This is a genomic window from Vibrio sp. E150_018 (assembly GCF_053544035.1).
Genome location: NZ_JBHGNY010000002.1, coordinates 56,397 through 77,724 on the forward strand (window position 1 = coordinate 56,397; position 21,328 = coordinate 77,724).

Annotated in this window: 19 protein-coding genes; 8 read left to right on the plus strand and 11 right to left on the minus strand. The window is 41.2% G+C overall.

Translation table 11 applies throughout. The features are described 5' to 3' along the window. The first annotated feature begins 66 nt into the window (after window positions 1–66). The 3 genes from ACE3G9_RS02925 to folA are packed head-to-tail and all read left to right on the plus strand — an operon-like array spanning window position 67 to window position 1,793. Entirely contained in the window at window positions 67–834 is a 768-nt protein-coding gene (locus tag ACE3G9_RS02925; protein WP_417880130.1) for a threonine/serine exporter family protein, read from the plus strand. After that, window positions 816–1,298, plus strand: coding sequence for a threonine/serine exporter family protein (locus ACE3G9_RS02930; protein ID WP_417879994.1), 483 nt, complete (start codon window positions 816–818; stop codon window positions 1,296–1,298). Before ACE3G9_RS02925 ends, ACE3G9_RS02930 begins: the two co-directional genes overlap by 19 nt. A 12-nt stretch (window positions 1,299–1,310) precedes the next feature. Next, on the plus strand, window positions 1,311–1,793 hold the full coding sequence (gene folA / locus ACE3G9_RS02935; RefSeq protein ID WP_417879995.1) for a type 3 dihydrofolate reductase: 483 nt from the start codon (window positions 1,311–1,313) through the stop codon (window positions 1,791–1,793). Window positions 1,794–1,939: 146 nt separating this feature from the next. Here the strand turns inward: folA and ACE3G9_RS02940 are convergent, their stop codons facing one another. The 6 genes from ACE3G9_RS02940 to lptD form a co-directional block, all read right to left on the minus strand. Continuing rightward, a complete protein-coding gene (locus ACE3G9_RS02940; protein ID WP_417879996.1) occupies window positions 1,940–2,752 on the minus strand; it encodes a symmetrical bis(5'-nucleosyl)-tetraphosphatase in 813 nt (270 codons plus the stop codon). A gap of 10 nt (window positions 2,753–2,762) precedes the next feature. Further along, window positions 2,763–3,143, minus strand: a complete 381-nt coding sequence (gene apaG, locus ACE3G9_RS02945) for a Co2+/Mg2+ efflux protein ApaG (protein ID WP_417880131.1) — start codon at window positions 3,141–3,143, stop codon at window positions 2,763–2,765. A gap of 108 nt (window positions 3,144–3,251) precedes the next feature. Then, the gene (gene rsmA, locus ACE3G9_RS02950; protein WP_417879997.1) at window positions 3,252–4,058 is read right to left on the minus strand and encodes a 16S rRNA (adenine(1518)-N(6)/adenine(1519)-N(6))-dimethyltransferase RsmA; all 807 of its coding nucleotides are present in this window, start codon (window positions 4,056–4,058) and stop codon (window positions 3,252–3,254) included. Continuing rightward, window positions 4,055–5,077, minus strand: coding sequence for a 4-hydroxythreonine-4-phosphate dehydrogenase PdxA (pdxA, locus tag ACE3G9_RS02955; RefSeq protein WP_449218573.1), 1,023 nt, complete (start codon window positions 5,075–5,077; stop codon window positions 4,055–4,057). The genes rsmA and pdxA overlap by 4 nt, the downstream gene beginning before the upstream one ends. A gap of 14 nt (window positions 5,078–5,091) precedes the next feature. After that, on the minus strand, window positions 5,092–6,387 hold the full coding sequence (surA, locus tag ACE3G9_RS02960; protein ID WP_417879998.1) for a peptidylprolyl isomerase SurA: 1,296 nt from the start codon (window positions 6,385–6,387) through the stop codon (window positions 5,092–5,094). Between the two features lie 82 nt (window positions 6,388–6,469). Beyond that, the gene (lptD, locus tag ACE3G9_RS02965; protein WP_449218438.1) at window positions 6,470–8,782 is read right to left on the minus strand and encodes an LPS assembly protein LptD; all 2,313 of its coding nucleotides are present in this window, start codon (window positions 8,780–8,782) and stop codon (window positions 6,470–6,472) included. A 459-nt stretch (window positions 8,783–9,241) separates the two neighbouring features. Here lptD and djlA point away from each other — a divergent pair, with 459 nt between their 5' ends. Next, complete coding sequence (gene djlA, locus ACE3G9_RS02970; RefSeq protein WP_417880000.1) at window positions 9,242–10,084, plus strand: co-chaperone DjlA; 843 nt, start codon at window positions 9,242–9,244, stop codon at window positions 10,082–10,084. A gap of 18 nt (window positions 10,085–10,102) precedes the next feature. Here the strand turns inward: djlA and ACE3G9_RS02975 are convergent, their stop codons facing one another. The 5 genes from ACE3G9_RS02975 to leuA all read right to left on the minus strand — a co-directional run bounded on the left by ACE3G9_RS02975 (window position 10,103) and on the right by leuA (window position 15,868). Next, entirely contained in the window at window positions 10,103–10,882 is a 780-nt protein-coding gene (locus ACE3G9_RS02975) for a DUF547 domain-containing protein (RefSeq protein WP_417880133.1), read from the minus strand. A 168-nt stretch (window positions 10,883–11,050) separates the two neighbouring features. Next, entirely contained in the window at window positions 11,051–11,671 is a 621-nt protein-coding gene (gene leuD, locus ACE3G9_RS02980; protein ID WP_449218439.1) for a 3-isopropylmalate dehydratase small subunit, read from the minus strand. 10 nt (window positions 11,672–11,681) lie between these two features. Then, window positions 11,682–13,100 (minus strand): 3-isopropylmalate dehydratase large subunit, encoded by a 1,419-nt coding sequence (gene leuC, locus ACE3G9_RS02985; RefSeq protein WP_417880002.1) that lies wholly within the window; start codon window positions 13,098–13,100, stop codon window positions 11,682–11,684. Between the two features lie 23 nt (window positions 13,101–13,123). Next, complete coding sequence (leuB, locus tag ACE3G9_RS02990) at window positions 13,124–14,212, minus strand: 3-isopropylmalate dehydrogenase (RefSeq protein WP_449218440.1); 1,089 nt, start codon at window positions 14,210–14,212, stop codon at window positions 13,124–13,126. A 105-nt stretch (window positions 14,213–14,317) separates the two neighbouring features. Continuing rightward, window positions 14,318–15,868, minus strand: a complete 1,551-nt coding sequence (leuA, locus tag ACE3G9_RS02995; RefSeq protein ID WP_417880004.1) for a 2-isopropylmalate synthase — start codon at window positions 15,866–15,868, stop codon at window positions 14,318–14,320. Window positions 15,869–16,299: 431 nt separating this feature from the next. On the opposite strand from leuA, the gene ACE3G9_RS03000 reads away from it, so the two are divergent. From ACE3G9_RS03000 to ACE3G9_RS03015, 4 genes are all read left to right on the plus strand, one after another. Continuing rightward, on the plus strand, window positions 16,300–16,830 hold the full coding sequence (locus ACE3G9_RS03000; protein WP_449218441.1) for a phosphatase PAP2 family protein: 531 nt from the start codon (window positions 16,300–16,302) through the stop codon (window positions 16,828–16,830). A 5-nt stretch (window positions 16,831–16,835) separates the two neighbouring features. Continuing rightward, on the plus strand, window positions 16,836–17,891 hold the full coding sequence (locus ACE3G9_RS03005; RefSeq protein WP_449218442.1) for an MJ1255/VC2487 family glycosyltransferase: 1,056 nt from the start codon (window positions 16,836–16,838) through the stop codon (window positions 17,889–17,891). A 275-nt stretch (window positions 17,892–18,166) separates the two neighbouring features. After that, a complete protein-coding gene (gene leuO, locus ACE3G9_RS03010; protein ID WP_449218443.1) occupies window positions 18,167–19,138 on the plus strand; it encodes a transcriptional regulator LeuO in 972 nt (323 codons plus the stop codon). Window positions 19,139–19,609: 471 nt separating this feature from the next. Then, window positions 19,610–21,328 (plus strand): acetolactate synthase 3 large subunit, encoded by a 1,719-nt coding sequence (locus tag ACE3G9_RS03015; RefSeq protein WP_449218444.1) that lies wholly within the window; start codon window positions 19,610–19,612, stop codon window positions 21,326–21,328.

Sequence of the window (21,328 nt, forward strand, 5' to 3'; positions counted from 1 at the left end):
TAGATAAGCTGAAAATTCTTATTTTCAGCACAGGCTAATTATCAATGGATTGATGAGAATATAATGATGGATGAAAAACAACGAATAATTACTCGGATGATTATTCAAGCAGGCCAAATGCTGCTTGCACATGGCGCTGAAAGCACTTTAGTCGGGGACTTAACTCGTAGGTTAGGCCTTGCAAGTGGAATGACGGATGTTGAGGTGTCAATGTCAGCAAGTTCATTAGTAGTAACGACTGTTATGAATGAACATTGTATTACTACTGCTCGCCGTTGTCCTGATCGTGGCATCAATATGAAGGTGGTTACAGAAGTTCAGCAAATCTGTATTATGCTAGAGCGTAAAATTATTGATTACCGATTAGCGCTCCATAAACTCGAACAAATTAAGCCCGTTAGGTATAACCGTTGGCTGGTCCTACTTATGATTGGCTTATCTTGTGCTGCATTCGCTCGTTTAGCGGGTGGGGATGTAATGATATGTGCGATTACCTTTATCGCATCCTGTTGTGGAATGTTTGTTCGGCAAGAAGTGGGTCATCGTAATTTTAATCCACTCGTTAATTTTGCAGTGACGGCATTTGTGACCACAGTCATTTCCTCTCAAGCAGTTATCCATCAATTAGGTAATGCTCCATTTACTGCCATGGCATCTTCAGTTCTGATGCTAGTGCCTGGTTTTCCTTTGATTAATTCCGTGGCGGATATGTTGAAAGGTTATATCAACATGGGAATTGCTCGATTTTTCATGGCAAGTTTATTGACCTTTGCTACCTGCTTAGGAATCGTGGCTGCAATGACAGTAACGGGGACATGGGTATGGGTGAGATAATGGATTTTTTGATTGCTTTACTTACTGATATGTCTCTTGCCGCGATTCCTGCCGTGGGGTTTGCTTTGGTATTTAATGTTCCGGTTAGAGCTCTAAAATATTGTGCTTTGGGAGGAGCGATTGGGCATGGAATTCGATTTGTACTGATGACGTATAATATACCTATTGAATGGGCAACATTTTTTGCAGCAACGATAGTAAGTATGGTTGGAGTTCATTGGTCACATCGTTTTTTAGCGCACCCAAAAGTCTTTACTGTTGCCGCTATGATTCCGATGGTACCGGGAGTTTATGCATTTAAAGCGATGATCGCTCTAGTTGAAATAAACCAAAATGGCTATGATGTACAATTATTTAGTATTTTGATCGATAACTTTTTACAAGCCATGTTTATCATTGCTGGATTAGCAATTGGCCTTGCAATGCCAGGTTTGTTATTTTATCGAAGACGATCCATTGTTTAAAAAGGACGAAATGTGAAGATTAGCATGATTGTTGCGATGGCAAATAATCGTATTATCGGTAAAGATAATCAAATGCCATGGCACTTACCCGCCGACTTTGCTTGGTTTAAACGCTGCACGATGGGAAAGCCAATCGTAATGGGGCGTAAGACCTATGAATCGATTGGACGACCACTGCCGGGACGTTTAAATATTGTGATTTCAAGAGATGCTTCGCTCTTTATTGAAGGTGTTACTACTGTAACTAGTGTTGAGCAAGCCAAACAAGTCGCTGGTGATGCTGATGAATTGATGATTATCGGTGGTGGTACTATCTATGCTTTCTGTTTGCCTCAAGCCGATTGTCTTTACTTAACCTTTATCGATGCGGATATTGATGGTGATACTCAATTTCCAGATTGGGGAGATAATTGGAAAATTGTTGAACAAGAAGAATATCTTAAAGATGATAAGAATGCCTACAATATGCGCTTTGAGTGTTTAGAAAAGATTTGATGATCTGATGAAAAGCTCGTCGGCTATGCTCTGGCTTTCGTGGTGATGAGTGGTTGAGTATTCAGTTAATGGAAGAAATCCCACATCTACATAAACTGATTGCTCTGGCGCTAAATTTGATCAGTAAGTCGCGATAAATGGGGGCATTATTGTAGACTGGCTTGAGTAAACATTTGTTTATCTTCCCAGCGCAACATAGACAAATGTTCTCCCCACACGCAACCAGTATCTAGTCCTATCACATTTGCTTCATCATCATGACAGCCCATTAGCGCTGCCCAATGGCCAAAAATGACGGTTTTATTTAATGGAATACGTTCGCTGACTTTAAACCAAGGTACTAGACTACTATTGTCGACTTTCGCCGGAGGAAGTTTGCACTCCATCTCTAATTGTCCTTGCGGATTGCAAAAGCGCATTCGAGTGAAAGCATTGATAATAAAACGATATCGCTCAATGTCTTGTAGATTATCATCCCATTGAGTCGGTTGATTGGCGTACATGTTTTTGATTAACCAAGCCCAATCATCGCTTTGTAAAATGTCACTGATTTCTTGGCTCGATTGTCTAGCCGTTGCGAGATCCCAACTAGGCGCTACTCCTGCATGACACATGACAAAGTCTTCATGTTCTGCCATTAACGGTTGTTGGCGTAGCCAGTCGATTAATTCTTGGCGATCGGTTGCTTGCAGTATTGGGAATGTTTTATCTTTAGGCTTAGCATTGAAGTAACCTAAATGCACTGCCAGTAGGTGCAGGTCATGGTTGCCGAGGATGCACTTTGCGGAATCGCCTAAGCTTTTGACAAAGCGTAATGTTTCTAGCGACTTGGGACCGCGAGCGACTAAGTCACCAGCCAACCATAGTTGATCGACTTGTGAGTTGAAATTGACTTGTTCTAATAGAGCTTGTAATTCATCAAAGCAGCCTTGGATATCACCAACTATGTAGGTCGCCACAAAACCTCGCTTAATTTAAAATATTTGGAATAGCCATGCGAAATGGCGAGACTTCAGCAAGAAATTGCTCACTTTGTTCATCGAGCATTACATAATGCCCTTGCATTACGCCGAGTGGGGTTTCTAAAGCGGTACCACTGGTATAAGTATACTCTTGCATCGGCTCAATCACGGGTTGCTCACCGACCACACCATCGCCTTCAATGGTTAACTGTTTGCCGTTAGCATCGGTAATTAACCAACGCCGGCTGATTAGTTGAACAGGCTTCTGGCTGAGATTACGAATGGTAATGGTATAAGCAAAGATATAGCGATTTTTTTCAGGTTGAGACTGTTCTTCTACATAACGAGTATGAACTTGGCAAGTAATGCTTGGTGATTGTTGTTGAATCACAAATGTCTCCTATCCTTAGAGCTTTAAATAATAAGAGCACTTTATTGTGCTCTTATTATTTAGTGAAAATTGAAGCTTATACTCAGGTCATTTGGGTATAGTCAGTTACTTATCTTTGGCATCAAGGTGGTTTGCTAGAGAAACAAACTGCACTAAAGTCAAGTTCTCAGGACGCACACTTGGGTTTATATCAAGTTGCTCTAACTCTTCCGCTGACACTAAGTTCTTAAAGCAGTTTCTAACTGTTTTACGGCGTTGATTAAAACCTTCGCGACATACGCGATCTAACCATTTCAAGCTAGTGGCTGGGTGAGGTAATACTTCATAAGGCATCAATCGTACGACCGCTGAATCCACTTTCGGTGGCGGTATAAATGCAGTTGGTGGGACTTCAAGCACCGGCATGACTTTACAAAAGTACTGAGCCATCACGGTTAAACGACCGTAAGCTTTTGAACCTGGACCTGCCGCCAGACGGTTAACCACTTCTTTTTGCAACATAAAGTGCATGTCTTGAATGTCTTTATGAAATTCAAACAAGTGGAACATCAATGGGGTTGAGATGTTGTAAGGCAAGTTACCGAAAATACGCAGCTTATTATTTGGCTTCACTAATTCATTGAAGTCAAAGCGCATGGCATCGCCTTCATGAATGGTTAATTTGCTAGATAACTCTGGATGATTTCTTAAGCGCTCAGCCAGATCTCGGTCAAGTTCGATAACCGTTAATTTATCAACTTCACGACCAACCGGTTCAGTGATTGCACCTAAGCCAGGGCCGATTTCAACCAGGTTTTGTCCTGGCAGTGGGTTTATTGCAGAAACAATACCATCAATAATATAGGGATCATTTAAAAAGTTTTGGCCAAAGCGTTTACGGGCTTTATGACCTAGATGGACATCATTACTCATTGATTACTCTCTTGTTGCTTTGATTCTGGCTGTTTTGAGCTTTCTACCAGTTGTAAAGCATGGGTGATTGCAGTTAAAAAACTGCCTATATCGGCATTCCCTGTGCCAGCTAGATCCAGTGCAGTACCATGATCAACCGAGGTACGAATAAAAGGTAACCCCAATGTAATATTGACTGAATTACCGAAGCCTTTGTATTTTAGCACGGGTAATCCTTGATCATGGTACATTGCCAATACGGTATCGGCTTTTTCTAAATATTTTTGATTGAAGATGGTATCTGCTGGTAGTGGGCCAACTAAATTCATTCCATCTTGTAGGCGCATTTTTTCTAATGTAGGCGTAATGGTTTCAATTTCTTCATGCCCTAAACAACCATCTTCACCTGCATGAGGATTAAGTCCACATACATAGATGCTTGGTTGTTCAATACCAAATTTATTGACTAAATCGGTATGTAAAATTCGAATGATACTTTCAAGGCGTTCAGAGGTCACCGCCTGGCTAACATAAGCTAAGGGAATATGGGTAGTTACAAGCGCCACTCGTAATCCTTCGGTCGCCAACATCATCACTACTAATGGTGTGTTAGAGCGTTCGGCAAAGAATTCGGTATGGCCGCTAAATGCAACGCCAGCACGATTGATTACACCTTTATGAACGGGGCCGGTTACAATGGCATCAAATTCACCCGTCATACTACCTTGGCAAGCACGCTCTAACGTTTGTAGGACATAGTGACCATTAGCTTCATTGAGTTGACCTGATACAACCGGTTGAGAAACCGCAATATGTTCAACGTATAATTGGCCTTTTTTTTGCACTTGAGCGGGTAGTGTAAAGTCGTAATCGAGGAGCTCTACTTCAACGCCAAGTTGTTCGGCACGCTCAATGAGCATTTGTTTGTCTGCGCAAATCACTAATTGATGTGGCCAATCATATTGAGATAATGCTAAGACCAGATCGGGACCAATACCCGCTGGCTCACCAGCAGTGATCACAAGACGACGAATATTTATCATTTGTTGAATGATCATTGGTTATCTTGTCCATCTTGTTGATCTAATATTTCAACATAAGCACTGGCGCGAATTTCTTGTAGCCATGCGCCAGCTTCTTCATTGAATTTACGTTTGAATAAAATTTGATAAGCGCGGTTTTTCATTGCTGACTCCGTGCGATCGACAGTGCGACGGTCAAGTACTTTTACGATATGCCAACCATGAACCGTTTTGAATGGCTCACTGATCTGATTGACTGGTAAAGTCTCGACTTGATGTTTAAACTCAGGCACGTAAGTATCTGGTGTTTGGTAACCTAAAATGCCATCAGCTACCGCGGAACCCGTATCTTGGCTATATTGTTGAGCCAATTCGCCAAAAGTACTCTTGCCAGATTGGATTTCATCAATCAGGTGGTTAAGTTCTTTTTTTGCACCTTCATCGCTTAAAATAATTGAGGGTTTAATCAATATGTGCTGAGCATTAACTTCAGTAACTGCTACCGTTTTTAAGCCTTTTACATCGTCAATTTTCATAATGTGAAAGCCAACACCACTGCGGAATGGGCCAATGATTGCGCCTTTACCTTGAGTCGTAATTTCATCGGCAAAGATGGTCGGCATTTCTTCTTTACGCATCCATCCCCAATCACCACCTTGTAGAGCTTTTGGGCCTTTCGAATAGGTATAGGCGAGAGTTGAAAAGTCTTCACCTTGATTTAATCGTTCAATTAATTCATTAGCTTGTTGTTCTGTTGCTTCTTTATCATCACCAAAGCGCAGCTGAATTTGAGAAACTTTATATTCAACACGTTGTGTGGTTTGTTCAGCCATCATCGATGCCAGAGTATCAACTTCAGAGGGTGAAATATTCACTCGACGACGAACTTGAGCATTACGAGCTTCACTGATGGCTATTTCTTTACGAATTTGCTCACGAAATACTGGGTAAGTGATGCCTTGTTGTTGTAGCGAAGCTCTTAATTGTTCCAAGCTCTGATTGTTATCTTTAGCAATACCCTCAATCGCTTGATCTAGACGTTGGTCATCAATTTGAATGCCCATACGTTTAGCTTCTTGTAATTGAATTTCATCTAAAACTAATTTTTCAAGGACCTGTTCATGTAGAGTGTCACTATCAGGAAGTGATTGGCTTTTATCTTGTGCGTTGGCTCGTACTGTTTTTATCGCAGTGTCTACATCCGTTTGTAAAATAACACCATTGTTAACTATTGCCACCACATGGTTGAGAGGTTGAGGGGCAGACAGTACTGTTGAGGCCGTAAACAGACTCATTATTCCAAGTAATGTGGGAATCCATGTCTTCATTTTTGATATCCAATAAGTACAACAAATTAAGTACAGTAAATGAGTAAGCTTGTCATACTATCATGACAGGCTTATCGGTTCATTAGTCAGCAAGGCTAAATGGTCGACCATAACCAAGTGAGTTGCCACCGTCGCTGTAGGTTACCCCAGCACTTTGGCCTAAGCCTTTAATGCCAATGTTTAAGCTAACTTTTGATTCGTATTCAGGTCCAGGCTCAGGATACACCGTATCAAGGTAAACATTTCCTGGTGACATTTGGTGACGAGAGTATGTCAAACCTAAGAACCAGCAATCATCGTTATAAGTGACGCCGACTAAACTCTCTAACATGTAGTCTTCAGTTAGATCATGGTAGTAGTTAGCCTGCACGCTCCAACGTTTCGCGACGGTAAAGCTATTAACAATGCCCGCTTGCGAGATGCCATCACGAGTGTATTTTCCGATATTATTTTGACTACCAATACTTCCAGCGTTGTCTTCAATATAACTTTTAGCAATGTAGCGATAACTTAGTTGAGTGTGGCCACCAAATGGCAGTTTGTACTCAAGAGTGCTGTTCGCCAGTTGTAACTCAGATACATCGCCATCGTACTGAACACCACCTTTAAATAACCATTTATCGTTGATGTTCCATTCATTTTCTAATGCCCAAGCAGATAAATTGGCTTCACCATTTTCAGGATTGATGTAATAGATTTGCCCTAAAGAGATATTGAAGCGTTCTTTATAATTTTCATCGTAGAAACGAGAAGTTGCACCATAACTAAGCTGGTTGGCTGGGGCGATGTAATCGACACTGCTGTATTTCATATCACGGAATAAACCGTAATAATCCAATTGCATAAGAGTTGTATCATAACCTTTATAGATATCGTCTTGATCAACTTCAGGTATGTACAAATACTGCAATCGAGGTTCAAGTGTTTGCGTGTAGCCCCCAAGCCATTTTTGACTGTTATCTAAAAATAGCGTGCCTGTCATGCGGTATTCAGGCACGGTACGACTGGCGTTTTCTTTTAAGTCAGAACTAGCGGAACTTCCATTTTTTAAATCCTGATCATAATAGGTATACATCAATTTCGCTTCAGAAGTTAATTTCCCCCACGGTGCATAGAAAGGTACCACTACGCCAGGTTCTAAATGGATACGAGTGGCATCTGGTAAGTCATCGTCATCGGTCTCAAAGCGACTAATATGGCTATTCCACTCCAGATCAATATGTGGCAGTACATCTGGTCGATGGTACTCATATTGTAGTTGTGGCATTAAGCGATAAGGTTGTGAGCTTGATAGTACTTGGAAGTCACGCACTTTTAATGTGGTATCTGAATAGTCGGTACGGTATGACACTTCGCCAGCTTGCAATAATTGACCATCTTCACGGTTACCAATATTGGAATCAAGGTCGGAAAAGTAATCATTATCACTCACGCGAGAGTAATCAACGGAAAACTTCCAATGACGATTGTAAATACCATTGTGAGAGAAGTTTAGCCCCCAACGAGAGCCTTTATCACTGTATAAATCATCATGGTGTAAATATTCAAAATCGATTGAACCGGCACCAAACCCATCTGTTAGGTATCTAAATTCATTATCAAACTGCACCCCACGTTTTTGCATGTAATTGACGGTAGTGGTCAAATCATATTGTGGGGCAATGTTGAAGTAGATTGGAACATTAATTTCTAAGCCATTTTTTGAATCATAACCACCCGACGGATAAAGGAAACCGGTTTTACGTGTGTCACCAATTGGTACGGTAATGTATGGCCAGTAAAAGACAGGGAAATCTAAGATCTCAAAGCGAGTATTGTAAAAGGTGGCTTCTTCTTCTTCGTTATCGATATCAATATTGCTGGCTTTAACACGCCATGATTTATTACCTTCAGGACAAGTCGTTAATGAGCCATCTTTCATGGTGTAGATACTTTGGCCATCTTTTAATATGTAGGTGGCTTCACCACGAGCTGGTTGGCAAAGTAATTGATACTTGGTGTCATGCAGCTCAATGCGTTCGCCTTTAAAATCAGATTTGGCTTTATGGGATGTAGATTTAATTTGCCCATCATTCATCGTCACATGACCATCAGCAACAACAGAACTTTCGCTTTGATTGAGTGTCACTTTATCAGCAGTGATTTTTTTATGGCCTTGGGTAACAATAACATCGCCTTGATATACTGCTTTATTTTTTCCTTCAGCATAAATACTATCGGCTTCGATATTGACAGTTTCTTGAGCTGGATCTGCAGAGTTTTCTTCTGGTGCGATACATTGATCTACTGGAACGGTTTCGGGCAAACTGTCACTACTACTTTCATCAGCGAAAGCAGTTGGTAGGAAGGCTGCACTTATGAGAGTGGTAAGAAAAGTGCGAGAAATTGGTAGCATGAAATAAAGTTGTCCTGTGAAATTTAGTTGTGAATGTCGTTTTTGATAATACTTATGTATACACAAAGGTTATTTACAGAAATAAGACGAAATATACACAGATTTTTATATACCCAAGTGACTTCAATATGCAGAATTCAGATCTATCATCCAAGCCTTTAGGCAAGAAAGATTGGTGAAGGAATGTAAACACCTTTCAAATCAATCTGACACTGCATAAAGTCTTGGATGAAGCTCCCGAAGGGCAAGTTAAAACAAGCTTTATACTGCGTTAAATAGAACAGAGATAGAATGACTATGATCATATTCAATTTGCCTTGCCTAAAGCTTGTTTTATTCTTGCCGAAACTCGCATCTTGAAGTTACTTGGGTATATCATATAAGAATCTTGCAAGAATCGACACTATACAGACAATAGTTAACAATAAAAATTCATAGTTTGGGATTTGGAATCAACATATGTTAGGTAAATTACTAGGTATTTTGTTTGGCTCAATGATCGGGAATATTCCTGGTGCAATCATTGGTTGCTTAATTGGTCATCAATTTGATAAGGCACGTCGTCGCCAACAAGGATTCCAATCAGCGTTTGGATCTGGCCCTTCTCAAGCGGAAAGACAAACTGAATTTTTCCAAGCTGCTTATGCCGTCATGGGGCATGTCGCGAAAGCCAAAGGTCAAGTGACCAAAGAAGAAATTCAATTAGCTTCTGTGATGATGGATCGCATGAACCTTACTGGCGAGCAGAAAAAAATTGCTCAAGAAGCATTCCGCCAAGGAAAAGAATCGAACTTTCCATTGGAAGAGACATTACGTAAAGTGCGCTTTTCTGCGGGACGTCGACGTGATTTGTTACAGTTCTTTTTAGAATTACAAATATCTGCCGCCTTTGCTGATGGCTCTCTGCATCCAAGTGAGATAAATGTCCTACAAATTGTGGCATCAGAACTTGGCTTTACCGCACAATATTTGCAACAGCGTTTACGTATGCAAGAAGCCGCATTTCGTTTTCAACAAGGTGGCGGCTTTGGTGGTTATCAACATCAAGGTCAGCAATCAGGTGGCCAGTGGCAACAAGGACCAACCGCCTCGCAATTGGATGATGCCTATGAGTTATTAGGGGTAGATAAATCTGCTGATGCTAAGACAATCAAGCGTGCTCACCGTAAATTAATGAATGAGCACCACCCTGATAAGTTAGTTGCTAAAGGCTTACCACCAGAGATGATGGAAGTAGCTAAACAAAAAGCACAAGAAATTCAATCTGCCTATGATTTAGTCAAGAAGAATAAAGGCTTTTAATACAGTCCAGTTCCAATCTTACTTTTTATTGAGAGCCCAGTTATATTGATAGCTGGGCTTTTTGTTGGTCTGTTGTATTTCTGGCTTAAAACGAGATAAGTACTTCAACACGCCTTGCTCACCGCCAAAATCTACAGCATACCAATCATAAATAGAAGAAAGTTCAAGCTTACCATCCGTTATGTTGACACCCTTCGAGCTGCTGATGAAGTTTAACTCAGCTTGTTTGAGTAAGCTCTGAGTATTGTCTGCAGTGAAGGCTTTAGCTGATAAATTAGGGCAACCTAAACTGGCGCAATTGACCGCGTAGTGGATGCGTTTATCTTGCCAAACTGGGCGTAAGATTCGATGCTCGATATCATTTAAACTTAACTTTTGACCATTAATGGTGAGGATATCTTGATCCCACGGGCCAAACGAAAATAAGCCGCCGAGTTTAGTTATCGAAGCGATTGGGTAGTTGTCTAAAACAAGCTGAACGGTTGCTGCATTGTATAAGTTAATCCAATAAGCAAATTGCTCATTTTTATTAAATTGGCGCGGATCGAGCTTGGTTAGCATATTGAGGTAATGAAGCAAAGCTTGGCGATCGGTTAAGTTAATATGTTCGTAGTCAAACAAAGTATTCGATCCTTGTTGAATAAGATTATTATCTAATACCCGCTGCCATTCATTATGATTAATGACTTGTGAGCTAGCTGCATTGCTTTTATTCCAATAAGGCCAAAGTTCGGCTTTGGGAGCTGCATGGGAAAAGAAACTCAAACTGGCTAGCAGTATTAACCAAACGTATTTAATATTCATTTTTCAATCTCGTCATTATTATCAATAAAGAAAGAGACCTGTAGAGATACTCGGAAATTTCACATTAGGTTTTAATATAATTAAGCCCAAATACTTATTGAGTATTTGGGCTAGTTTGCTTGCGTTTTTATCTAGTTCAAAGGAAGACTAGGCAAAAACTGACTACTTTAAAAAGCTAGGAATGCTATTTTCAAATTCAGTGATTTTATCAGCATGTTGTAGCGTTAAGCCGATATTATCTAAGCCATTAAGTAAACAATGGCGACGGAATTTATCAATCTCAAAACTATATTGCTTACCGTTAGCCGACACTGTCATCGCTTCAAGATCTACCGTGATTTGTGCGCCTTCGTGGTTATGAACAAATTCGAATAACTCATCGACTTCACTCTCAGTTAAACGTACCGGAACCATTTGGTTGTTGATGGAGTTGCCGTAGAAAATATCAGCAAAACTAGGTGCGATCATCACTTGAATGCCGTAGTCGGCAAGTGCCCAAGGAGCATGTTCACGAGATGAACCACAGCCAAAGTTTTCACGGGCCAGTAAAATACTTGCACCTTGATAGCGAGGTGCGTTCATTACAAACTCAGGATTAGGCTGTTTGCCTGCATCATCTAAAAAGCGCCAGTCATGGAATAAATGCTGACCAAAGCCTAAACGAGTGACTTTTTGTAGAAACTGTTTAGGAATAATTGCATCAGTATCAATATTAGCAATATCAAGTGGCACGACTAGGCCAGTATGTTGTTGAAAACCTGTCTGTTTAGAGGCTTGAGACATAGCGTGCTCCTTATGCTTGTTCTAGTGAACGGATATCGACAAAGTGACCGGCAATCGCTGCCGCCGCTGCCATTGCAGGACTAACGAGATGGGTGCGACCATCACGGCCTTGGCGACCTTCAAAGTTACGGTTACTGGTAGATGCGCAGCGCTCTTGTGGACCTAGGCGATCATTATTCATTGCAAGACACATCGAGCAGCCCGGTAAACGCCATTCAAAACCTGCTTCAATAAAGATCTTATCTAAGCCTTCTTGTTCTGCTTGAGCTTTAACTTGCTCTGAACCTGGAACGATCAGCGCTTGAACATTGGCGGCTACTTTACGGCCTTTAGCAACGGCTGCCGCAGCGCGCATATCTTCAATACGTGAGTTAGTACAAGAACCAACAAACACTTTGTCTACTGTGTAGTCAGACAGTTTTTTACCTGCTTCTAGGCCCATGTAAGCCAGAGCTTTTTGTGCTGATGCTTTTTCGACTGGATCCGTGAAATCTTGAGGGTTAGGAATAATACCATCAACTGACATGACTTGACCTGGGTTGGTCCCCCAAGTGACTTGTGGTTTGATTTCTGAAGCTTCTAGAGTGACCACCGCATCAAATTGAGCATCATCATCTGATTTTAGAGTCTTCCAGTACTCTACTGCTGCATCAAAATCGGCGCCTTTCGGAGCAAACTTTTTCTCTTTGATGTAATCGAAGGTCGTTTGATCTGGTGCAATTAGACCTGCTTTTGCGCCTAGTTCAATTGCCATGTTACAAACCGTCATTCGGCCTTCCATTGAAAGGTCGGTAATGGCTTCACCACAAAATTCTACGACGTAACCGGTTCCACCAGCAGCGGTTGTTTTTCCGATGATTGCTAATACGATGTCTTTGGCGGTAATGCCTTCGGCAACTTTGCCTTTGACTTCGATTTTCATGGTCTTAGCTTTGGCTTGTTTTAGCGTTTGAGTCGCAAGTACGTGTTCCACTTCGGAAGTACCAATACCGAAAGCTAATGAACCAAATGCGCCATGAGTGGCAGTATGGGAATCACCACAAACAATCGTCATGCCCGGCAATGTAATGCCAAGCTCAGGCCCCATTACATGCACGATACCTTGATATTTATGGTTTAGATCGTACAGCGTGACGCCGAAATCTAAGCAGTTTTTCATCAAGGTTTGCATTTGAATGCGCGCCATTTCACCAGAGGCATTAATATCTTTGGTGGTAGTTGAAACGTTGTGATCCATCGTGGCAAAGGTTTTGCTGACTTGGCGTACCTTGCGGCCTTTTTCGCGTAAGCCATCAAACGCTTGAGGTGAAGTCACTTCGTGTACCAAATGACGGTCGATATATAAAATCGGGTTTTCACCTTGAGCGGCTACGACTACGTGAGCATCATAGACTTTTTCATATAATGTTTTTGATGTTGAGTTTGACATTGCTAGCTACCTGCTCAAATTAATTATAATGACTGAATGTATTGCGCAATCTTGTCACCCATTTCTGAAGTCGAAAGGGCGGGGTTTTTATCAGCAAGATCGGCAGTCAGCTCTCCGGCTGCTAGTGCTTTTGATACTGCTTGTTCGATATCTTGGGCTGCTTGCTCTTCATTTAAACTGTAACGAAGCATTAGTGCTGCTGATAGAATTTGTGCTACTGGGTTAGCGATATTCTTACCCGCAATATCTGGCGCACTACCACCGGCAGGTTCATACAGACCAAACTTGCTTTCATTTAAGCTAGCGGATGGCAACATGCCCATTGAGCCAGTGATCATGGCGCATTCATCAGAAATAATATCGCCGAAAATATTTGAGCAAAGCATCACGTCAAACTGAGATGGATCTTTGATCAACTGCATAGTGGCGTTATCGATGTAGATGTGCGATAGCTCGACATCAGGGTAGCCTTTAGCGGTTTCCTCAACCACTTCACGCCATAAAATTGAGCTTTGTAGGACGTTTGCTTTATCTACTGAGCAGACTTTTTTGTCACGTAGACGTGCTGATTCAAAAGCAATTTTGGCAATGCGCTCAATTTCATAATGATGATAAACCTCAGTATCAAAGGCTTTTTCTTGTGGACCTTCACCTTCACGACCTTTCGGTTGACCGAAGTAAATACCACCTGTTAATTCTCGAACCACCACGATATCAAATCCGCGATCTGAAATATCAGCACGCAATGGTGAGAAGTTTTCTAAACCAGTATGAATTTGCGCAGGGCGCAGGTTACAGAAAAGTTGGAAGTGCTTACGTAGCGGAAGTAAAGCACCACGTTCAGGTTGTTCATTTGGTGGAAGATGTTCCCATTTAGGGCCACCTACCGAGCCAAATAATACGGCATCGGCATCTTCACAGCCTTTGATGGTTGCTTTTGGTAGAGGCGTGCCATGGTTATCAATCGCAATCCCGCCGACATCAAATTCTTGGCGCTCAAATGAAATATCATGCTTTTTTTCAATTGCATCTAGCACTTTTTGCGCTTGTTGCATGACCTCTGGACCAATGCCATCTCCGGGTAAAACAGCAATTTTATATGTACCTGCCATGGTTCTCTTTTCCTTTAAATATGTAATACTTAATTTTATTGTTCGCTGAATAATGTATTACCCAGCGATTTATCTGGTTTCTCGTCTGATTAAACTTATATTTTGTTAAACCGTTTCAATTCTTTTTGATTGCTTGATCTCTGCAATTTTGTCAGCACGCTGAATGCTATTAATAACATGTAATAGCGCTTGGCCTGAAGCCTCAACGATATCAGTTGCAAGCCCGGTGCCGTGATATTTACGTCCTTTGTAATTGGCGATGATATCTGCTTGACCTAGGCCATCTTCACCTTCACCTTTGGCGGTCAGGTCGAATTTATCTAATACGATTTCATAACCAGTTAGTTTGTAGATGCATTGATAAAGCGCATCTACTGGGCCATTACCGACCGCCGCTTCGCATTTTTCTTCTTCGCCACATTGCAATTTAATACTGGTGGTTGCCATTACGCTACCTGATTGCACGCTTAGGTAATTTAACTTAAAGAAATCATCTTCTTCACGCAAGTTAGCAAAGTGCATTAATGACTCTAAATCATAATCAAATACTTGGCCTTTTCGGTCAGCTAGCTTCAAAAAGTCTTCATATAAAGTGTTTAGGTTGTAGTCATCATCACTGTAACCCATGGTTTCCATATGACTCTTAACCGCTGCGCGACCTGATCGGCTGGTTAGATTTAAGGCTTGATTTTTAAGGCCAATAGTCTCTGGTGTCATGATTTCGTAGGTATTCTTATTCTTCAACATGCCGTCTTGGTGAATACCCGATGAGTGACTAAACGCGTTAGTACCAACAATCGCTTTGTTCGATTGAATAGGCATGTTACACAATTGGCTGACAAGTTTACTGGTGCGGTGAATTTCGTCGTATTTAAGACCAGTATGAACACCTAGCAATTCCGCGCGAGTGCGGATGATCATGGCGATTTCTTCTAATGCACAGTTACCAGCTCGTTCACCAATACCATTAATCGTGCCCTCTACTTGGCGAGCACCAGCTTGTACTGCGGCCATGGAAGTGGCAACCGACATACCTAGGTCATCATGGCAGTGTACTGAAATGACCGCTTTATCAATGTTTGGTACGCGATTAAATAGCGTTTCGATGATGCCACCAAACTCACTCGGTAGGGTATAACCAACGGTGTCTGGAATATTGACGGTAGTTGCACCTGCATCGATAGCTGCTTCAACAATGCGGCATAGGTTATCAATTGGCGTACGGCCAGCATCTTCACAAGAAAACTCCACATCATCGGTATATTTACGTGCACGTTTAACGGCATTAACGCCCATTTCTACGACGTCATCATAACTGCGGCGAAGTTTATCTTGTACGTGGATAGTGGAAGTGGAGATAAAGGTATGAATACGGAAGGCTTCCGCTACTTTTAATGCTTCTGCGGCAACATCAATATCTTTTTCTACGGCGCGGGATAGAGCACAAATACGGCTGTTTTTGATTTGTTTCGCGATGGTTTGAACGGATTCAAAATCACCGGGTGAAGAGACTGGAAAGCCAGCTTCGATAACATCAACGCCTAAACGTTCTAGGGCATAAGCGATCTGTAGTTTCTCTTTTACGGTTAGGCTCGCTGAAAGTGCTTGTTCGCCATCGCGTAGTGTGGTGTCGAATATAATGACTTGATCGTTCATGTTACCTTCCTTGTGATTAATGCTTTGCTATCCAATGCGGTTTATTCGTTGAGTATTTGTGAATAAAAAAGCCCGCATCTGGATGCGGGCTTGTTTGAAATCGTATGTGGTTTTTCGTCCACTGCCTACCCGCGCGATTGAGTCACGATGAGGAGGAGGTTCAGTAGAGTTGAAAATTGTTGAGTCATGCTTGTTACCTTAGCAATGTCTGCGACCACGTAAAAACTGATTTAATTAGTACCGCACTCAAGGGGGATACGTCAACCTTTTGGATGAAAAAATATCCAAATAACTTAATGGTCTCTCATTTGCCAATTTATATGCCGCAATACGTTTTCATCATAAGAACAAAATATCGTCACTTTTTTGTCATTTATCTCCCTTAACTTAGACGGTGTAGTGCTGATTAAGCATCGAACAAGGAGCATATGATGAAAACTATACAGCCGATAGCACGCTTTGATTTAGCATTTTCTTTATTTTGCTTACAACACCGTTTTAATTTGCCAGTTGCTCGTATTAGCAAAGCAATCTCTCATACTGGTGATGGGCATTTATATGCAGTCATGGGGTTATTAACTTGGTGGTTTGAACCAAGATCGGGTCAATACTTTTTACTGGCAGGATTGTTAGCATTTTTATTAGAACTGCCGATCTATTGGTTAGCAAAAAATGGTTTTAAACGTCGCAGGCCTGCACAAATATCTGATTTGTTAACGTCTTTTATTACTCCGTCAGATCAATACAGCTTGCCTTCCGGTCACACGGCTGCCGCTTTCTTAATGGCAGTACTACTACAAAACTACTATCCAGAATTTGGTTTGTTACCTTTTGTTTGGGCTGGTTTGATAGGGTTTTCTCGCATTTTGTTAGGGGTGCATTTTTTGACGGATATTGTATTAGGCGCGGCTTTGGGAATCAGTTGTGCTCTTGCGGCAATTAATATGTTGGCTGGTGGATAAAAACAATGAAGATCTTATATGGTGTGCAAGGTACCGGAAATGGTCATATCGCTCGAGCACGGGCAATGGCGTCAGCTTTATCTAAACAATCGGATGTTTCGGTTGATTTTTTATTTTCAGGGCGAGATGACAAAGGTTATTTCTCGATGGAAGATTTTGGGGGGTATCAAACTCGACGAGGGCTGACATTGACTACTGAAAAAGGAAAAGTCAGCCATATGAAAACCGCTTTGAATACCAACCCTAGTCAGTTATGGAAAGAAGTCTCCGATATGGACTTGGAGGGTTATGATGTGGTGCTCAATGATTTTGAACCGATTACTGCATGGGCGGCCAAAAAGCAAAATGTGCCGAGTATTGGGATTAGTCATCAAAATGCCTTTCGTTATTCGGTGCCAAAGAAGGGCGCGAGTTGGCTTGATCAAACTCTGATACAACATTTTGCACCAACTCAACATCATTTAGGTTTGCATTGGTATCATTTTCAGCAACCTATTTTGCCGCCGATAGTTCATACATCAACGCAAATTGATAACCAGAAGCATGATTTCACTCTGGTTTATTTACCTTTCGAGGCTCTACCCGCTATTAGTGATCTTTTGCAGCGCTTCTCCAATTGCCATTTCATCTGTTATCACCCAGAAGTTAAAGAAGTGAGCCAACAAGATCACCTGACCTTTATGCCTTTGTCATACCAACACTTCCAAAGAGATTTACATGCTTGTCATGGCGTAATTGCCAATGGCGGTTTTGAGTTGCCTTCAGAAGCGTTAACGCTAGGTAAAAAGCTATTGTTAAAACCATTAGATGGGCAATTTGAACAAATGAGTAATGTGGCGACACTTGAATCTTTAGGTTTAGCTAGTTCAATGCAATGGCTTGATCCTAGTATAGTGAGAGCTTGGTTGGATGAGGAGCCAGCAGAGCGAGTAATTTATCCCAATGTTGCTGAGTCAATTGCCGATTGGGTCGTGCAAGGTGAATGGGGAAATATTGCCCCCTTGTGGAGTCACTTATGGGAGCAAGTCGATTTTCCGCATTATGCTTTGATTAATGAGTAAACAACTTTCACATCATCAATTTAGTAGCTAAATGGTTTTTAGATTAATTTATATATTCTAGTTAGCTTGTTGAAATATTAGTGTTTTTAGTGATTTTTTGTAAATAAAAATAATTTAATATCAATACGGTTGCTTCTGATATTTGCTTGGTGAATAGTAAATGCAACCCGACATATTGGCGGGGCAAATACAATCATTATTCGATATCTTTTTGTAGTCGATAATCACGGTCGTTATGTGTGATTGACTTACAATTAAAAGAGGTGCAACACAACATGACACTTTCTACTGAACCAAAAAATATGGCCCTTAATTTTAGAACAGAAGCCACTTTACGTGGCGTAGATCTTAATTTATTGACCGTTTTTGATGCAGTAATGCAAGAGCAAAATATTACTCGTGCGGCGCAGTATTTAGGTATGTCACAACCTGCAGTAAGTAATGCTGTTGCTCGTTTGAAAGTAATGTTTAATGATGAATTGTTCATGCGTCATGGTCGTGGTATTCAACCGACTCAACGCGCTCGTCAATTGTTTGGCCCGCTTCGTCAAGCATTACAATTAATACGTAATGAATTGCCGAACTCTATTTTTGTTCCTGAAACATCAGAACAAGTATTTAAATTAGCGGTTTGTAGCCCTTCAGATTTACGTTTTGCACCAAGAATCATGCGTGGTATTGCTGAAAAATCGCCAAGTATTCAATTAAGTCTTGATGCTGATTTTGATCGTCACTTACCTGAAAAGCTTCGTTACCAAGAAGTGGATTTCGTGATTGATTATGCGCGTTTTGAGCAGCCGGGTTACTCAAGTACTGAAATCTTTAGTGACGAGTTAGTCGTTGTGATTGCTGCAAATCACCCACGTATTGGCTCTCAAATTAGCCAAGCCGAGTTCATGGCAGAAAAACATGCAACACTATCGAAAGTAAACGGTGTGCGTAGTTTCTATGAGCGAGTTTATACTGGTGATTTTGCATTCCAAGCGTCTTATCATGGTACAAGTTTAAGTAATATCTTGTACGTAGTCGGTCAATCTGAATTAGTAACAGTCGTTCCTCGTTGGTTGGTTGATTCAATGCCTAACCGCGCAAACTATAAAGTCATGGCTTACCCATACGCCGATAATAAAGTGGCGGGTTACTTAAGTTGGCATGAATCGAGTGAGAAAGATAAAGGTCACATCTGGATGAGAGATCAACTGATGTTAATTTGTGGCGAAACACTTGCTGCAAGCTTGTTGCGATAAGTTCTTCTAGAAAGCGCAGTCTTTATTTGATTAGAGGCTGCGTTTTTTTATGTCTATCCCTGTCACTGAAGAACCCAAAATGAGATTAACCTCTCATTGTTAGATTTATTATCTACTGAATTTTATCGGGTTATTGGTTGGTATATTTTGATTGATATTATATATGCAGTCTTTATCACTAATTATGTAGGTTGTTTGTTGGTTTTTATGATTTAAATAATTTTAGAGTAATAGACAAGTTTCTGTTAATGGCGGTAAAGTGATCAAGTTCGAATGTAATTTAGAACTTATGCACCCTAGTTGCTTGTTATGACAATGCAAATAGGTACATAGCAAGGTTGTAGTACTTTTATTGAAATCTAAAGTATAAGCAGCCTGAAGTTTCTTAGGCTAAAAATAAGCCCTAACTATGTAGCACTGAATCATCACGCTTTAATTAAGGATAGTGAGATTCAGTTAACAGGAGGCAACATGGAAATGTTATCTGGTGCGGATATGATCGTCCGCTCCCTAATAGATGAAGGTGTCGAGCACATCTTCGGTTATCCAGGCGGTTCAGTTCTGGATATTTACGACGCTCTACATGAAAAGAGTGATATTGAACACGTGCTGGTTCGCCATGAACAAGCCGCGGTTCACATGGCTGATGGCTATGCACGCGGAACTGGTAAAGTTGGTGTTGTTCTCGTGACTTCAGGCCCTGGCGCCACCAACGCGATTACTGGTATTGCAACTGCCTATATGGACTCTGCACCAATGGTTGTTCTATCGGGTCAGGTACCAAGTAGTCTAATTGGTAATGATGCTTTCCAAGAATGTGATATGGTGGGAATCTCCCGCCCTGTGGTTAAACATAGCTTTCTAGTCACCAAAGCAGAAGATATTCCTGAAACTATTAAAAAAGCGTTTTACCTTGCGTCTACTGGCCGCCCTGGCCCTGTGGTCGTTGATCTGCCGAAAAACGTATTAAATCCATTAGAAAAATTTCCTTATCACTACCCTGATGAAATTAAAATGCGTACTTATAATCCGACAACTTCGGGTCATAAAGGGCAAATTAAGAAAGGGTTGAAAGCCTTATTGGCAGCGAAGAAACCAGTGCTTTATATCGGTGGTGGGGCGATTATTGCAGAAGCTAGCGAGCAATTAATTAAGCTGGCTGAAGCGCTTAACTTGCCAGTAGTCAGTACATTAATGGGTCTTGGTGCTTTCCCAGCAACTCATCATAATTCCCTTGGTATGTTAGGCATGCACGGCACTTATGAAGCCAATATGGCTATGCATAATGCTGATCTTATTTTTGGTGTCGGGGTACGTTTTGATGATCGTACGACCAACAATGTCGAAAAATACTGCCCTAATGCCAAGATCATGCATATTGATATCGATCCATCTTCGATTTCTAAGACTATTCAAGCGGATTTACCTATCGTTGGTTCTGCCGATGAAGTGTTAAATAGCATGTTAAAGCTGCTTGAAGATCAAGGTGTAGAGCAAGATAGCGAAGCGCTTGAAACTTGGTGGCAAGAACTACAAAGTTGGCGTAATCGTAAGTGTTTAGCGTTTGATCATAATTCGGATCGCATTAAACCTCAGCAGGTAGTCGAAACGCTTTACAAGCTCACTAAAGGTGAGGCTTATGTCGCTTCTGATGTAGGGCAGCACCAAATGTTTGCTGCATTATATTATCCATTTGATAAACCACGTCGTTGGATTAACTCTGGCGGTTTAGGCACCATGGGCTTTGGTTTACCAGCGGCAATGGGCGTTAAGTTTGCTATGCCAAAAGAGGAAGTGGTGTGTATTACTGGTGATGGTAGTATTCAGATGAATATCCAAGAACTATCGACCTGTATGCAATATGCTATCCCAGTTAAGATCATTAACTTGAATAACCGTTTCTTAGGCATGGTGAAGCAGTGGCAAGATATGATTTATCAAGGTCGCCATTCTCATTCTTATATGGATTCTGTGCCTGATTTTGCAGCCATTGCTGAAGCTTATGGTCACGTTGGAATTCGTATTAATAAACCTGAAGAGCTAGAAGCTGGCCTACAAAAAGCCTTGGATATGAAAGATCGTCTCGTGTTTGTTGATATTAATGTTGATGAAACTGAGCATGTTTATCCAATGCAAATTAAAGGTGAAGCGATGGATAAAATGTGGTTAAGCAAGACGGAGAGAACCTAA

What these genes read in the sequence shown, in the direction of transcription:
- ACE3G9_RS02925 (WP_417880130.1), top strand. Translation starts at nt 67, where the DNA reads ATGGATGAAAAACAACGAATAATTACTCGGATGATTATTCAAGCAGGC.
- leuB (WP_449218440.1), bottom strand. Translation starts at nt 14,212, where the DNA reads ATGGCAGGTACATATAAAATTGCTGTTTTACCCGGAGATGGCATTGGT.
- ACE3G9_RS03015 (WP_449218444.1), top strand. Translation starts at nt 19,610, where the DNA reads ATGGAAATGTTATCTGGTGCGGATATGATCGTCCGCTCCCTAATAGAT.
- djlA (WP_417880000.1), top strand. Translation starts at nt 9,242, where the DNA reads ATGTTAGGTAAATTACTAGGTATTTTGTTTGGCTCAATGATCGGGAAT.
- ACE3G9_RS03005 (WP_449218442.1), top strand. Translation starts at nt 16,836, where the DNA reads ATGAAGATCTTATATGGTGTGCAAGGTACCGGAAATGGTCATATCGCT.
- ACE3G9_RS03000 (WP_449218441.1), top strand. Translation starts at nt 16,300, where the DNA reads ATGAAAACTATACAGCCGATAGCACGCTTTGATTTAGCATTTTCTTTA.
- surA (WP_417879998.1), bottom strand. Translation starts at nt 6,387, where the DNA reads ATGAAGACATGGATTCCCACATTACTTGGAATAATGAGTCTGTTTACG.
- lptD (WP_449218438.1), bottom strand. Translation starts at nt 8,782, where the DNA reads ATGCTACCAATTTCTCGCACTTTTCTTACCACTCTCATAAGTGCAGCC.
- leuD (WP_449218439.1), bottom strand. Translation starts at nt 11,671, where the DNA reads ATGTCTCAAGCCTCTAAACAGACAGGTTTTCAACAACATACTGGCCTA.
- leuC (WP_417880002.1), bottom strand. Translation starts at nt 13,100, where the DNA reads ATGTCAAACTCAACATCAAAAACATTATATGAAAAAGTCTATGATGCT.
- ACE3G9_RS02930 (WP_417879994.1), top strand. Translation starts at nt 816, where the DNA reads ATGGGTATGGGTGAGATAATGGATTTTTTGATTGCTTTACTTACTGAT.
- leuA (WP_417880004.1), bottom strand. Translation starts at nt 15,868, where the DNA reads ATGAACGATCAAGTCATTATATTCGACACCACACTACGCGATGGCGAA.
- leuO (WP_449218443.1), top strand. Translation starts at nt 18,167, where the DNA reads ATGACACTTTCTACTGAACCAAAAAATATGGCCCTTAATTTTAGAACA.
- rsmA (WP_417879997.1), bottom strand. Translation starts at nt 4,058, where the DNA reads ATGAGTAATGATGTCCATCTAGGTCATAAAGCCCGTAAACGCTTTGGC.